Origin of the sequence: Vibrio sp. CUB2 (genome assembly GCF_001557945.1) — a bacterium.
Taxonomy (GTDB): domain Bacteria; phylum Pseudomonadota; class Gammaproteobacteria; order Enterobacterales; family Vibrionaceae; genus Vibrio; species Vibrio owensii.
Window position 1 is genome coordinate 1 of record NZ_LNRB01000022.1, and the last position, 14,333, is coordinate 14,333.

General features: G+C 45.2%; 11 protein-coding genes and 1 pseudogene. 7 read left to right on the forward strand and 5 right to left on the reverse strand.

Features of this window, described 5'->3' with window-relative positions; all coding sequences use genetic code 11:
* Window positions 1–605 precede the first annotated feature (605 nt).
* The 4 genes and pseudogenes from ATB78_RS24335 (at window position 606) to ATB78_RS28700 (ending at window position 4,398) form a co-directional block, all read left to right on the forward strand.
* Entirely contained in the window at window positions 606–1,619 is a 1,014-nt protein-coding gene (locus ATB78_RS24335) for a methyltransferase (RefSeq protein ID WP_061010857.1), read from the forward strand.
* A 266-nt stretch (window positions 1,620–1,885) separates the two neighbouring features.
* Window positions 1,886–2,805, forward strand: a pseudogene (locus ATB78_RS24340) (IS5 family transposase).
* A gap of 266 nt (window positions 2,806–3,071) precedes the next feature.
* Window positions 3,072–4,214 (forward strand): peptide-methionine (R)-S-oxide reductase MsrB, encoded by a 1,143-nt coding sequence (gene msrB / locus ATB78_RS24345; RefSeq protein WP_042606211.1) that lies wholly within the window; start codon window positions 3,072–3,074, stop codon window positions 4,212–4,214.
* A 37-nt stretch (window positions 4,215–4,251) separates the two neighbouring features.
* The gene (locus tag ATB78_RS28700) at window positions 4,252–4,398 is read left to right on the forward strand and encodes a DUF2256 domain-containing protein (RefSeq protein WP_005374142.1); all 147 of its coding nucleotides are present in this window, start codon (window positions 4,252–4,254) and stop codon (window positions 4,396–4,398) included.
* Window positions 4,399–4,459: 61 nt separating this feature from the next.
* Here the strand turns inward: ATB78_RS28700 and ATB78_RS24350 are convergent, their stop codons facing one another.
* Genes ATB78_RS24350 through ATB78_RS24360 form a run of 3 tightly spaced genes read right to left on the reverse strand, consistent with a single transcriptional unit; the run spans window position 4,460 to window position 8,063 of the window.
* Window positions 4,460–5,167 (reverse strand): SDR family oxidoreductase, encoded by a 708-nt coding sequence (locus ATB78_RS24350; RefSeq protein WP_061010858.1) that lies wholly within the window; start codon window positions 5,165–5,167, stop codon window positions 4,460–4,462.
* Window positions 5,167–6,711: a cryptochrome/photolyase family protein gene (locus tag ATB78_RS24355; protein ID WP_061010859.1), complete on the reverse strand. Its 1,545-nt coding sequence runs from the start codon at window positions 6,709–6,711 to the stop codon at window positions 5,167–5,169. Before ATB78_RS24355 ends, ATB78_RS24350 begins: the two co-directional genes overlap by 1 nt.
* Window positions 6,711–8,063, reverse strand: coding sequence for a DASH family cryptochrome (locus ATB78_RS24360; RefSeq protein ID WP_061010860.1), 1,353 nt, complete (start codon window positions 8,061–8,063; stop codon window positions 6,711–6,713). Before ATB78_RS24360 ends, ATB78_RS24355 begins: the two co-directional genes overlap by 1 nt.
* Window positions 8,064–8,361: 298 nt before the next feature.
* On the opposite strand from ATB78_RS24360, the gene ATB78_RS24365 reads away from it, so the two are divergent.
* A complete protein-coding gene (locus ATB78_RS24365) occupies window positions 8,362–9,375 on the forward strand; it encodes a GGDEF domain-containing protein (protein WP_005438203.1) in 1,014 nt (337 codons plus the stop codon).
* A gap of 119 nt (window positions 9,376–9,494) precedes the next feature.
* On the opposite strand, the gene ATB78_RS24370 is transcribed toward ATB78_RS24365, so the two are convergent.
* Window positions 9,495–10,073: a malate synthase gene (locus ATB78_RS24370; RefSeq protein WP_005438204.1), complete on the reverse strand. Its 579-nt coding sequence runs from the start codon at window positions 10,071–10,073 to the stop codon at window positions 9,495–9,497.
* Window positions 10,074–10,247: 174 nt separating this feature from the next.
* Here ATB78_RS24370 and ATB78_RS24375 point away from each other — a divergent pair, with 174 nt between their 5' ends.
* Window positions 10,248–11,804 (forward strand): DUF3612 domain-containing protein, encoded by a 1,557-nt coding sequence (locus ATB78_RS24375; protein WP_005438205.1) that lies wholly within the window; start codon window positions 10,248–10,250, stop codon window positions 11,802–11,804.
* A gap of 409 nt (window positions 11,805–12,213) precedes the next feature.
* Here ATB78_RS24375 and ATB78_RS24380 read toward each other — a convergent pair whose 3' ends face one another.
* Complete coding sequence (locus ATB78_RS24380) at window positions 12,214–13,572, reverse strand: diguanylate cyclase (RefSeq protein ID WP_061010861.1); 1,359 nt, start codon at window positions 13,570–13,572, stop codon at window positions 12,214–12,216.
* Between the two features lie 141 nt (window positions 13,573–13,713).
* On the opposite strand from ATB78_RS24380, the gene ATB78_RS24385 reads away from it, so the two are divergent.
* Entirely contained in the window at window positions 13,714–14,322 is a 609-nt protein-coding gene (locus ATB78_RS24385) for an alpha-ketoglutarate-dependent dioxygenase AlkB (protein ID WP_061010862.1), read from the forward strand.
* Window positions 14,323–14,333: the final 11 nt, after the last annotated feature.

Here is a 14,333-nt window from a genome sequence, read left to right on the forward strand (position 1 = left end):
TCTGGCGCAGATATCATCGTGGAGCTGGGAAGCTAGTGCTCCCAACAAGGACTCCGAATACATTAGCGCAAACCAACTCCGTTATGACTTAATTGTAGTTGCAATAACGGGGCGGACCATACATTTTAGTTTACCCATGACGTCTGAAATACTGTACTTCGGTGGAATAAGCATCATCATATGCAGATGATCTTCATCAAAGCCTATCGTCTCGATCTCAACGCTAGGTAAACTTCGCAGTAACTTTGGCATTATCTTTCGTAGGTAGTTGCACATACCAGGATTCAGGATTTTACGACGGTACTTAGTCACCCAAACTATGTGATATTTAGTGTAATAAACACTATGGGACGAGGTGTAATATTGTATTTAGCCATCGTACCGTCTCCAAAGGCATTCATCCACGGGTAAACCCGTGGTTTTCTGTATCCACAGAATAAATGAAGAAATAACTCAAATATAATCATCAAGTAATAATGATAAAGCCTTCATTAGTAACCTACACCTTCAATAATATTCTGTACTCATTCAATCTTAATGAAATATTAAGTTTTCAAAGCTAGCTTGCTAAATACCAATAAATAACGGTTTAATGAGGTCGTTTTATGAGTAATGTAGAGTCCACTAAAAAGATATCTGAAATCATGATGCTGCCTCTTGCAGCCAAAGCACTCAATGTGGCCTCAGAACTGGGGCTTGCCGACTTATTAAAAGAGGGCTCGCTCGACATCGACGTACTCGCTTTAGCTTGTAATGCGGATAAGACTGTCCTGCTAAATACGCTTAAGGTCGTCGAGCTGTTTGGTTTTTTTGATGTTGAAGATGATCGAATGATCAGCAATAACACGCACTCCATGCTGCTTCTTTCCGATCACCCTCAATCTATGCGGCATTTCTGCCGACTGTTTGGCAAAGAGTATTATCGCGGTTATGAGGGGCTTCTCCATACCTGTAAAACTGGAAACTCCGGATTCAAACACATCTATGACCAGACGCTTTACCAGTATTTGGAATCCACACCTTCTCGTTCCTCCGTGTATGATCTCGCTATGCGTGACTTTTCAAGACCAGTGGGCGCAGAGCTCGCCAGAGTTTTTCCAGATATATTCAGTTTTGCGGGTAGCTTGATGGACATTGGTGGCGGAAGCGGCGTAATTACCGCAGAGTTACTCAATCGCTACGAACATTTGTCTGGGTGTATCTTTGACCGAGAAGAAGTGTGCGAGCAAAGTTGGCAGTACTTACCTAGCGACATTCATGACAGAGTCGAGGTCTGCTGCGGCGATTTCTTCGACTCTATCCCCTCCGGCTACGATATTTATCTGCTGAAAAACGTCCTGCACAACTGGAATACACAGTCTTGTAAAGACATACTCGACATAGTTGCTCGATCGCTAGAAGACAATCACCTGCTAGTGATTGAACCTCTCGTTGAAGACGGTGAACGCTCTCCACGACTGCTGTTCAACGCCCTCTTCCAATCGGTTATCTGTGAAGATGGCACCCATCAACGCAGCTTAAGCGATATGGAAAAGCTACTCGCCAAATCGAATCTACGTGTAACTCGTTGTGAAAAACTCGCCACAGGACACACTGTGATGGAAGTGATAACAAGATAACTGGATACTCAAATGTAACGGGCTACAATACCATTCGCATTGGAATTGTAGTCCGAAAAAGTTTTGATGTGATGGGCGCACACCCCTTCTAATACTGTTGAACCACACTAAAGGTACATCACCGCAAAGCTGATTGATTGTATAGAGCAGATCACTCTAGCATGAACAATTAAATTAGGTGTTACACTTGGCTTCGTTTCCTAAATCAGGGAACTAAATCATTAACCACGATCTGATCAGCTAAGTCCACTCAAATACTTAGACCAATGGCCAAGCCTCGCTACAAAACAACCAATTGGAAACACTATAACCAAGCTTTAATCAATCGCGGTTCTCTGACATTTTGGATTGATGAAGAAACCGTTCAACTATGGAAGCAAATCAAGCAGGGGGATCGTGGAAGACCTCGCTTGTTTAGTGACTTAGCGATTACAACTGCTCTTATGGTTAAGCGTGTATTTTCATTACCGTTGAGAGGTCTTCAAGGGTTCATTAACTCTATTTTTAAGCTCGCTCAACTACCGTTGTCATGCCCTCATTATTCATGCATTAGCAAACGAGCTAAAACGGTCAACGTCGCGTTCAAGACAAAAACTAAAGGAACAATCCAGCATTTGGCAATTGATACGACAGGGCTAAAGGTCTATGGTGAGGACGAATGGAAGGTAAAAAAGCATGGTACTGACGGGAAGCGCCGTGTCTGGAGAAAGTTACATTTAGCGGTTGATACAAACACGAATGAAGTCATTGCCGCTGAGTTAACTTATCGAATGTGAGCGACAGTGAAGCGCTCCCCAGTTTGCTCAAACAAACTCACCGAAGAATCGTAGCGATATCTGGTGATGGTGCTTATGGCACAAGGTTGTGCTACGAAGCCATTCGCATCAAACGAGCCAAGCCGCTCATTCCACCAAGGGAAGGCGCTGCCTTCTGGGAACAAGGCCATCCTCGCAATTTAACCGTCGGTTGCCAGAAGCTATATGGTTCAAATAAGCATTGGAAAAAGAAGTATGGCTACCATAAACGTTCGCTCTCAGAGACAGCGATGTTCCGTGTAAAGAAACTGGTCGGTGGGACACTAAGCTTAAGAAATTACAATGCGCAAGTTGGCGAGACTTACGCCATGATCAAAGCGCTGAACAAACTTACAGGGCTAGGTATGCCTGAAACAATGATGATCGCCTAGCAATCAACCGTGTTAGGAACCTTTTGAAGTTGAACTCGAATTAGGAAACAAAGCCGTTACACTTTGGGGAGTTCATAACATGGTTTCCCTCATTATTGCTTTTGCCTCATCGGAAACCTTCTATCAATGAGCGCTTGTTTCGTGCCGTTACTGTAGCCCTGTTGTGAGAAAGGGCAAAGAATTTTTCGTAATCACTGCAATTTTTTCGCTCTTACTTCTGTCTTCTTACGTAACATTCATTGAGAAAAATGACGTTTGAGGAAGTTATGAAGAAAGTATCTAAGCTATTGGTGGGATTCTCATTCACACTCCCTGTACTGTTCATCTTGCTAAGTAAAACAGGTACCGCCGATACCATGGATAAGATGAACGCATCTGGTAAAACCGACATCGCAACCCTTGCGGGTGGGTGCTTCTGGTGTACGGAATCAGATTTAGAACAATTGCCTGGTGTGTTAGATGTTGTCTCTGGTTACTCAGGCGGTGATTTAGAAAACCCAACTTATCGACAAGTCTCTTCTGGAAAATCTGGCCATATTGAAGTGATTGAGGTGAAGTACGATCCTGCTGTCGTAAACTACGAACAAGTGCTGGACTACTTCTTCCGCCATATCGACCCGACTGACGACAAAGGCTCATTCGTCGACCGTGGTCCCCAATACCGCCCGGCGATCTTCTATCATAATGCGGAGCAAAAGCAGATTGCTGAGCAGTTTATGATGGAAATCGACAAGGCGATGATCTACCCAAAACCGTTGAAAACAGAACTGATCGAGTTTGAAAAGTTCTATCCTGCGGAGTCATACCATCAGGATTACTACAAGAAGAGTAGCCTGAAGTACAAATATTACCGCTACGCATCAGGTCGCGATAAATACCTCGACGAAGTGTTTGGTGAAGATCGTAAAGACAACCCAAAAACGCTGCGTGAACTTATCAACGAAAAAGAGTTAGTGACGAAAGTGAAGGTGTACGAAAAGCCTTCAGACAAAGAAATCAAAGCCAAATTGACTGAGCTTCAATACTACGTGACACAAGAAGAAGGTACAGAACGTCCTTTTAACAATAAGTATTGGGATAACAAAGAAGCAGGTATTTACGTTGATATCGTCACTGGTGAGCCTTTGTTCTCGTCAACGGATAAGTACAAATCTGGCACAGGTTGGCCAAGCTTTACCAGACCAATTAACCCAGGCTACATCGTAGAGAAGACCGACTTTAAACTGGTTTATCCACGCACCGAGATCCGCAGTAAGTTTGGTGATTCGCATATTGGCCATGTATTTAAAGATGGTCCTAAGCCAACAGGATTACGTTACTGCATGAACTCAGCCGCAATGGAGTTTGTACCAGCGAACAAGATGGCGAGTTTAGGCTACGGCGATTATCTGTACCTATTTGATAAGTAGCTAGTTTTAACCAAATTAGGAGTGAACATTCAGCGCAATGAAAGGTTTTAAATCCAACCTTCCCATGAAAGTCTGTCCGGTCTGTCAGCGCCCATTTTCTTGGAGAAAGAAGTGGGCGCGAAATTGGGAGGAAATCGTTTATTGCTCTGAGCGTTGCCGAAGAAATAAATCAACGAAAACGTAGGTCACTCCGACCCACTCTAAAGAGCGCTATTTCCTTTGTATTAACGTTTGTACGCGTTCTCTTACCAAGGTAATAACGTCCCATCATAAGCCCAAAACGCCCCGCTCTCTTGCGGGGTCGCTTTTTCTATCAAGCCTAATAAATCCTTAGCAACTCGCTCTGGTGTGAACAGCTTTCCCTCTGGCACATTGGTTTGAAAAGGTGCCGACAAAGCGGTATCCGTGGTGCCTGGGTGAAGTGAAAGCACCGTGCCATGTTTGACCATTCTTTGCCATTCAATCGACATGGTTTTAAGGAACATGTTTAATGCAGCTTTCGATGCACGATAGCTGTACCAACCACCTAACTGATTATCGCTAATGCTGCCAACTTTGGCCGAAATGGTCGCAAACTTAGGTGCAGTACTGCGCTTTAGCTTGGGCGTGAAGTATTTTGCCAACAGTAAACTTGGCAAAGTATTAACCATGATGGTTTGCTGAAAAAAGTCTGCGTCTAACGAGCTAAGGTTCTTCTCAGGGCCTTTCTCTTGGGTGTGCAACATACCAACACTGTTCACCAACCAATCGACGTGTTCAATCTGCTCGCTGAACGCTTTTACCTGCTCGTCTTGCGATACATCCACTTGATGCCAAACGACATTTGGGTGTTGCCAATCTGGTTGCTGCTTACGATAAGTAGCATGCACGTGCGCTTGAGGGAACAGCACAGTGGCTTCTTGAACCATCGCCAAACCAATTCCACCATTGCCACCGACGATGAGTATTTCCATCACAAGTTCTCCACGTTTTCTATGTAATGCTCTGCGGTATCAAGTATCGCTTGGCGTTGCTGTTCTTCCATGTTGTCCCAAGAGCGGAAAATCATCCCGATTCGTGGATTGGTTGCGAGACGCTTGTCGTGCTTGTTCATAAAGCGCCAATACAAGCTGTTAAACGGACACGATCCTTCCCCGCTCCTCGCCTTATTGTCGTAATGGCATCCCTTACAGTAGTCGCTCATCTTATTGATGTAAGAACCGCTCGCTGCATAGGGCTTGGTACCAACAATACCGCCATCCGCAAACAACGCCATGCCACGAGTGTTTGGCATTTCTACCCACTCAATTGCATCCACATAGATACCGAGATACCACTCATCCACTTGATCTGGGTCGATCTCGGTTAACAAGCAAAAATTACCAGTGACCATCAAACGTTGGATGTGATGTGCGTAGGCGTAATCGAGAGACTGACCAATCGCATTGCGCATACAGGCCATTTTGGTTTCGCCATTCCAAAAGAAGTCTGGCAGCTTTCTGTCTGCGCCCAACTCGTTCTTTTTCGGGTAATGAGGCATATTCGCCCAGTAGACGCCTCGGATGTATTCTCGCCATCCCAAGATTTGGCGAATAAACCCTTCGACTTGAGAAATGTCGATATCTGCGTTGAAGTGAAATGCCTTGAGTGATGCATCAATGACTTCTCTCGGGCGCAGCAATTTGCTGTTGAGCGAGAATGAAATTCGGCTGTGATACAAACTCCATTTAGCATCGTGCTGACCTGTCATGGCATCTTGAAAACGTCCGAATAACGGCAGACAGACTTGGCAGAAATGCGCGAGTAAAGAGAGGCTTTGCGCGCGATTAATCGGCCACAACAAGTCCCCTTCGAGATTTCCGATGGTTTTGATGTCATGTCGTGCCAACCGCTCAGTAATATCGCGCACGTCGGTACTGAACATCAAAGGTTGTGGCAGTTGTTCAGTGTCTTTGGCTTTGAGCTTATTACGGTTATTGGCATCGTAATTCCATTTTCCGCCGACGGGTTTTCCGTCTTGCATCAAGATGTCGAAGCGCTTGCGCATACGGCGGTAAAAGTGCTCCATCATGATGTGTTTGCCTTGAGGGAACTGCGATTCTATTTCCTCAAACGGCAACAAAAAGTATTCCGAGTCGACACAGCGAGTCACGACCCCATCAAGCTTTAGTTTGGCTAACTGCTCTAGTAAACGGTATTCATCGGGGCGTTGATATTCAAACTTACTTGCACCAACTTCACTCGCGTAGTGGTGCAAGACTTGCTCAAGATCGTCGAAGGATTGTGTGTCGTCCAACGTGAGATGCAAAACTTGATGCCCCTCGCTCTGACGCTCTTTCGCAAACTGTTCCATTGCAGAAAAGAACGCACACACTTTCTGAATATGATGCGTGACGTAAGTATTCTCTTGCTTGAGCTCCGCAATTAGGTAAAGCACTTGCTCATCCGGTTGCTGAAACCAAGAGTGCTCACTGTTAAGTTGATCGCCCAAGATCAATCGTACGGTTTCAAATTGCATTACGGCTTCTCCGGTGACGAAGCTTTGTCACTGCTACCCATCACGATAGGCCAATCGACCATGTCCACACTATCCAAATGCGCGCCAGCACACCGACCTTGCCACCTATCGATGAACTCCATGTGCGGATCGTACATTTCGGTTTGCTTTTCGAGGTTGAATTGTCGTGAACCACGCGGATCAGCACCAACGCCTGCTAAGTATTGCCAGTTTCCCCAGTTCGATGCCACATCGTAATCAACCAGTTGTGACTCAAAGTACGCCGCGCCATAACGCCAATCGAGACCAAGTTCATGCACTAAACAACTGGCGACTAACTGTCTGCCACGATTCGACATATAACCGGTTTCATTGAGCTGGTGCATACACGCGTTCACGATAGGGAATGGCGTTTCACCTTTCTTCCATTGTTGGAAGCGATGCGCGTAAAAGCTGGTGAGTGGTGCTTGATTTTGGATGCCACCGAATCGGAAGAGCTGCCGCTTGTATCGACGTGCATACCAATAAAAGTATTCACGCCAAAGCAGTTCGAAGTAAATCCAATAGGTTGAGTCATTTGCACCATTCGCGACTTCATAACGTTTAAGCATGGCATAAATGGTTTTCGGAGAAAGACACCCATGAGCTAGCCAAGGAGAGAACTTGGTGGAGTAATCCATGCCATCTAAACCGTTGCGCGTTTGCTTGTATTCACTTGCTAGTGTTGAAGCAAAATACTGACGACAATGTTCAAGCCCTGCTCGCTCACCACCAGTAAACAGGCTTGGCTGGACGTCACGGGTCAAACTCAACGTCGGCAGTGCGAGTCCGTCTGGCAGCGGAGGCAATGTCGTTACTGCTTCTACAGGTTCGGTTAGAGCAAGTTTCTCAACCTTTTTTCGGAACTTGGTGAAGGTATCAGGAAGCGCTTCAAGCTCAAACGGTAAACCTTCAACAGAGAACAAGCTACGTACTTCACTTTGAATAACCGCTATATGGGGCGCTTCTGCCTGAATCTTATCGACCACATCTTGCTCGTCTGATCCAGCAACTGCATCCACATAGAGGTGCGTCACGCCAAGTTTGTCAGCAGCGTGCTTGATCGCTTGGTATGGATGTAAGTCAACAACCTGCAAACGCTGATTAAGTGCATTCAAAGACAAATTCAAACAATGCAGCGATTCATCCAAAAACTGCTGTTTGGCAAACCCGTACTCCGGCTCATGTGCGTATTGCTTCAGGTAGGAGGATACCTTTGGATAGCAGTATATGCAGATGAGCAAATCAACTTCTGCAGAAGCTCTTAGTAGGAGCGGATTGTCGTGCAATCTTAAATCGTTGGTAAACCAGTACAGTCCGATTGTTTTGTTCAAAAGAAGCTCCTTTTGGCTCTTTTCTATTACGCACATGCCAGTTTTTACGCATCTTCGTTGGTCACGATCAGCGCACCATCGACATTGCTCAAAACTCCATCAAACAAACCTCTTTAGTAAACAGAATGTTACGGATAATTTTATCAAATTTAATAATCAAACCTTACATTCATGAAACTGTTTGATTATTTGCTCATTTTTTTTAAGAAAACCAAGCAAAAATGACAAAAATTAAAGCGATATTGTTTTATATCCGTTACCCTTAGCCTAATTCCATTTTGCTTGTAACACCGCAGAAATGACCGACGAATTTAAGAAATCAACCGCCAATCTAAAAAAAGCGGTGCCACTAATGATAAAGAACCACGTAGCGGCGACACCTGCCAACTACGCGCTGTGGTACACCTACGTAGACAAGACGATCCCAGAGCTAAACCAAGAGTTAGATATGGTTCTGGAGAATTATGACGTCTGTCCACCCGCTATGCATAAACAGCTCTACAACAACTACGTGGCGAGCAAAGCTGAAACCAGCTTAGAAGAGCTCAAAACGAACGTCGAAGTGCTGCTGGGTGAAGTCTCTAGCTCAATGAGTGACACCATTACGGATACTTCATCCTTCTCAGACATGGTAGACAAGAGTTTCAACAAACTAGAGAAAGTTGAAGACAACAGCCTGAGCATCGAAGAAGTGATGAATGTTGTTCGTCAGCTCGTTGTTGAATCCCGCGAGATCCGCCATTCCACCAAATTCCTAAATAGCCAACTCACCACGGCCAGTGAAGAGATCTCCCGTCTTAAAAACCAGCTTGCTGAAGTACAAAAAGACGCGCTGTTTGATGGCCTGTCAAACCTATACAACCGCCGTGCTTTCGATAACGACCTGCAAATGCTGATCGACAGTAACCAAGCAATGACCTTGGTGATGTTGGATATTGATCACTTCAAAGCGTTTAACGATAACTACGGCCATTTGTTTGGCGATACAGTGATTAAAGCCATTGCGCGCCGTCTGCAACAAAGCTGCCGTGATGGTATCAGCGCTTATCGTTTTGGTGGTGAAGAGTTCGCCGTTATTATCCCGAATAAGTCGCTACGTATTGCTCGCCAATACGCAGACACTTTGCGTCGAATGATTGAGAAGCTTCGTGTCCGTGACAAACGCTCTGGCACTCAAGTGCAAAGCATTACCGCATCGTTTGGTGTGGCCGAGTTTGAAGTGGGTGATACGCCAGAAAGCTTAGTGAACAAAGCGGATAAACAGCTCTACGAAGCCAAACAACTGGGTCGCAACCGCGTGATGCCGCTGTAACGCCAGTAAAACAAACTAGCGAAAGCAATTCACACAGGCTGAAAATATAAACAAAACCCCAAGCGCTTGCTTGGGGTTTTGTCTTTCTTGGGCTGGCTCGTTATTTGTTTCTTAAATCATTAATCAATGCTGTAGCAGTAGCTTAAGAAGTAATCATCACCATTTTTCGCGGTGTATTCTTTATCTTCACTGCATGCCATTGGTTTACCTTTCTTATCGCCCTTGATTAGGCTGATCCAGTGGCGCATCGCAGTTGGTGCATTGCCGGTAAGTTCAGGGCTAAAGGTGGTGCGTGTTTCCAATTGGATATCGTCGATGTCCATCAACTCCACACAACCTGTGCCTTTGTGACAACCAAACATCACTTCTGCGTGGCTACCTGATTCGTCTTTAAACAGAATCGATTTAGGGTCTTCTTTCTCACCTGTGTACGCTACAAAATGCTTTGGGCTTTTAAGACCGCTGTGGGTACCGTCTTTGAAGTAAGCCATTACATGGCGGTAGTCGATCACGTAGCTTGATACATCTTGGTGAGAACCGTTCTCCAGTGGGAACATACGGTCTAGTAGTTGCTTCGCCTTAACTTGTTTCTCGCTCTGCTGCTCAGCACTTACCGCCTCGACGGCAAATACGGCTTCAGCGATAAATGGGCGTTCTTGTTGTTGGATGTCTTTTTTATCGAAATTCAGCATATTCATCGTCGTTTCCTCGCACTTAAACACTCTTCCTAGAGTAAAAACTTAAAACTTCCGTTTAAGTTTCAGGCAAATCTGTGAAGTGGATGGTTAATTTCCTTGCCTGCTCATTATGTAGACTAGCGAAATTTTGACTACAATTTCACAACAAAAATTTTACAATGTGAATTTTACAAAATGTCTGTGTCAAAAAGTCTTATCCGCCAATCACACTTCTTAGGGACGAAAATTCGTAACCTAAGGAAGAATAACCATTTAACGATGGAAGATTTGTCTGCGCGTTGCGTTAGGATCAATCCTGAATACGCGCCGTCGGTTTCTTATCTGTCGATGATCGAACGTGGAAAACGCGTACCGAGCATCGATATGTTGGAAGTGATCGCCGAAGTTTTCCAAAAAGAACCCGCTTGGTTTTTGGACGATGAGCCAGAGCTCGAAGCCATCACGCCCAACAAAGGTAATCGTGGCGGCATTAACGGGATGGCGCTCGAACCCAGCTTCTTGTTCTCTAACGATATCCTGCAAATCGCGATACCAGAGATGCTCTCCCAAACTGGTATCACAGGGCGTCAATTTGCTCATCTATTGATTCGAGCACACCAAGAAAACCACCAAAACCACTTCCCAGACTTAGAACGGGCAGCAGAAGAAGTGGGCTTAAAGCGACTTAATCTGTCAGTGGAAGATCTGATCGACATTGCGAAAAGCATGGGGTTGGATATTCGTTGGGTAGACCGCGCACCACAAGATGTGATTGATGAGCTTGGCGTGAGTGCAAAGCAGTTGATCACGTCGTTCATGGAAGCGCCGGGGACGATTTACCTCAACAAACGCATGCGTGATTACCCAACACGTTTGAAGTACGACTTAGCCGTGTACATCGGCCATCGGGTGCTGCACAGCAGTGACGGTATGAGTAACGTGCTGTCTATTGGGCATCAGAACAACTGGGAGCAAAGTGGTTCGCAGGTTTCAAACTCTGAGCTCAACTCACAAGACATTCTGCAAGCATGGCGCGATTTTGAGTCAAGCTTCTTTGCTGGCGCCTTGCTGTGTCCTAAAGTGCCATTTCGTCAGTTGCTTGACCGCTCTGGCTATGAAATCGATGTTCATAAAAAAGCCGGCGTTTCCCCTTCGGTCGCAATGCGTCGCATGACGGTGGTGTCACCCTACCCACACTGGCATTACTTCGATGCTTATGGTCCGGGCAAACTCAAAGCCGTGTATCGCGGTAATGGTATCCCGCTTCCTTGGGGTAACATGCGCAAGGTAAACGACCCTTGTCAGCATTGGGCAGTATTCCGTCGCTTGTCCCAACCACTGGATACCAGCTCTGCACAAATTTCGATTCTAAATGTCGGTAATGAGCCGCGTATCTACTGCTGTGAATCGGTCAACGTCTTCGACCCAGCCGGTAACAATCGTGTTCTGTGTGCAGGTATAGACCTCAACCCTGCGATTTCAGCCCAAGGTGGTGACGCTATTGCGATTGCAGAAGAGTTGAAGTCTCTATGTGTATCGTCAGGCGGTAGTACTGTGATTCCTCAGCACATTAAGAAAGATCTCACCACGATAGCTAAGATACTCAATATCAACTGGATTGAACGTGGGATTCAAACTCAAGCTCGATTGATTTGTTCGAGAGGTGCGGTATGTCCAAGACAGCCAAGTTGTTACAACAAATGTGGCGATTCAGGGGAAGCGGGCGATGAGGTGCAAATTCTTGACCTCTAGAAAGAAAAAACGCCAATCACAATAAAGGTGATTGGCGGTATATATCTGTGAACAATGTGTATTCACTAACAACGTCAGTTGGCTAGGTGACCCTCGGCTTAATAAGGGTCAATCTGTATAAAGCACGATGCGTGCCAACTTTTAAAACTCCGTTTTTTCTTCGATCTTGATGCATATTGGTGCTTTATTGAGCACACATTTTGCAAATCGCAGTTGCAAAATGCAAATTAATGCAAAATATGCTACTGCACACATTGCTACTAATCCCTTTATCAGCAAATCAGCGTTTAAATAAGAAAGACTGTCAAAATGAAAAAGCCCCGTAGGTATACGAGGCTCTAACTGTCTGTATTCTAACGTTGCATTTCACTCATAGACGTTGCTTTGCAAGCCTACTTTGTTTTAAACGCTACCCACCATAGTGTTTTTGTTGATACATACGCTCGTCTGCGATTTTCATCATCTGCTGCGGTGAGGTCATTTCTGGATCAAACATGGCGTAGCCCATACTGGTTCGTAAATAGATCAACTCTTCGTCATAGATAACTGGTGTTGAGCACAATGCAAATCTCAGTTTCTTCAACAAGGCTTGAATGTTCTCTTCCGTCTTTGGATTGTGTACAACCACCAAGAACTCATCACCGCCCATCCGCGCCACGATGTCAGAGCGACGCAGACTGCTTTTGATCCTTTCTGCACACGCTACTAGCACTTTATCGCCCGCATCATGACCATAGGTATCATTAATGTGTTTGAAATGGTCGAGATCGATGTTGATCAAAGCGAAGCTGTAACGCTTTTTGTAGCGCTTCGCGATTTCGAACTGTTGCTTGTATGACTGCATAAAGTAGCGTCGATTTGGCAATTGCGTTAGCTCATCGTGCAACGCTCGGCTATCGGCGACGATGTATAAGCGATAAATCACAATCAGCGCAATACTCATCGCCAACACGATGGGATAACCTACTAAGCGAGCCAGTTGTAAAATATACCAAGGTACTTGCTGCTCTAACCGGTCATCCGAGTAAACGGCGAGGCTCCATCCTCCGTATGGGAAGTGAACCTGCTCTTTTGCGTATATTTGTCGGCTTTTGCTTGGCTGGCCGAAAAACACATCACCGAATTCACCTCCGCTGTCGTACCCGCTGATAGTCATGTGATAGCGGTAAGAGAAATCAATCACACCGGTTTCTCGGAGCAAGCTGTCAAAATCAATAACAGCGCTTATCACCCCCCAATAATCATCATTAAAAGGCGGATCTCGAAAAACGGGCACACGCACAATCAGCCCTAAACCGCCTTGCACCAACTTAACTGGCCCCGCTATGAATATCTCTTCAATGTCTTTGGCCTTTTGTACTTGGACCCATTGCTCAGGGACGGTGCGATAATCAAGCCCTAAAACGCTCTCATTGCCTTGAAGAGGGAAGAGATAACGAACGATGTCGTTTTCCGCGATGCCAATAACGGAAATGCGCTTACTCTTGTTCAGGATACGGTTAACCGCGATATTCAGCTTGCGCTCTTCTTCATTGGGTAGCAAAGTGATGAGAGTGGCAAGTGTGCTCGCGTTGTAGATGTCAGCCATGAGTTCCGCTTCCAAATTGGAACGGAGAATGGAAAGTTGTTCTTTGGCCTCAACTTGAACTCGCTCTTGATGGAGGTTTTGCTGGTTTCGGTGCAACAGCTCGATAACCCCAACAGACAAGGCAAAAAAAGTGAGGAAGAACAATGCAAAATAACACTGTTTTCTGGGTGAATAACGCATTTGTTCCCCACTAGCTCGTAGCTATTCGCCACGAAGCTTTATATTTATTGTTAAAATACTTATTTAATTTAAGAATAACCAATACTTATCGGAAAGGTAATAAATATCGAACCTTTTTATAAATGAGACAGGTAAAGTGAGATGCAAGTACAAGGTGATTTATTTAAAAGCTCATTTTGGCAAGAAGTAGCACAGGGAAAGATCTACTATGATCCTAACTTTCTGAGTCAATTAGACGCTGATCGCTACTTTTCGCAACTCCGCTCTACCTTACCTTGGCAACAAGAAAGCATCATGATGTTTGGTCGTTCTGTCTTGCAACCTCGCTTGCAAGCTTGGCATGGCGATGTGGATTACACCTATTCAGGATTAACCATGGCACCACACCCTTGGACACCTGAACTGACAGAACTTAAGTCGCGCAGTGAGGCCATCGCTGAAGTGCAGTTCAACTCAGTATTAGCCAACTTATATCGCAATGGACAAGACTCCATGGGATGGCACCAAGATAACGAGCCAGAACTAGGGAAAAATCCTGTTATCGCATCGATTAACCTCGGTGAAACCCGCCGATTTTTACTGCGAAATTTACATTGTAAAACCCAGATAGAATATGAACTTAGCCACGGTTCCTTACTTATTATGGCGGGTGAGCTTCAGCACCACTGGAAGCATGCAGTACCAAAAACAGCCAAAGCAAAAGGCGAACGTATTAATCTGACTTTCCGCCATATCGTGACCAACTATTGACTGAGTTATTA

Bases quoted from the DNA above. Each gene is read 5' to 3' on its own strand.
- ATB78_RS24385 (WP_061010862.1), top strand. From the start codon at position 13,714: ATGCAAGTACAAGGTGATTTATTTAAAAGCTCATTTTGGCAAGAAGTA.
- msrB (WP_042606211.1), top strand. From the start codon at position 3,072: ATGAAGAAAGTATCTAAGCTATTGGTGGGATTCTCATTCACACTCCCT.
- ATB78_RS24365 (WP_005438203.1), top strand. From the start codon at position 8,362: ATGACCGACGAATTTAAGAAATCAACCGCCAATCTAAAAAAAGCGGTG.
- ATB78_RS28700 (WP_005374142.1), top strand. From the start codon at position 4,252: ATGAAAGGTTTTAAATCCAACCTTCCCATGAAAGTCTGTCCGGTCTGT.
- ATB78_RS24370 (WP_005438204.1), bottom strand. From the start codon at position 10,073: ATGAATATGCTGAATTTCGATAAAAAAGACATCCAACAACAAGAACGC.
- ATB78_RS24350 (WP_061010858.1), bottom strand. From the start codon at position 5,167: ATGGAAATACTCATCGTCGGTGGCAATGGTGGAATTGGTTTGGCGATG.
- ATB78_RS24380 (WP_061010861.1), bottom strand. From the start codon at position 13,572: ATGCGTTATTCACCCAGAAAACAGTGTTATTTTGCATTGTTCTTCCTC.
- ATB78_RS24375 (WP_005438205.1), top strand. From the start codon at position 10,248: ATGTCTGTGTCAAAAAGTCTTATCCGCCAATCACACTTCTTAGGGACG.
- ATB78_RS24335 (WP_061010857.1), top strand. From the start codon at position 606: ATGAGTAATGTAGAGTCCACTAAAAAGATATCTGAAATCATGATGCTG.
- ATB78_RS24355 (WP_061010859.1), bottom strand. From the start codon at position 6,711: ATGCAATTTGAAACCGTACGATTGATCTTGGGCGATCAACTTAACAGT.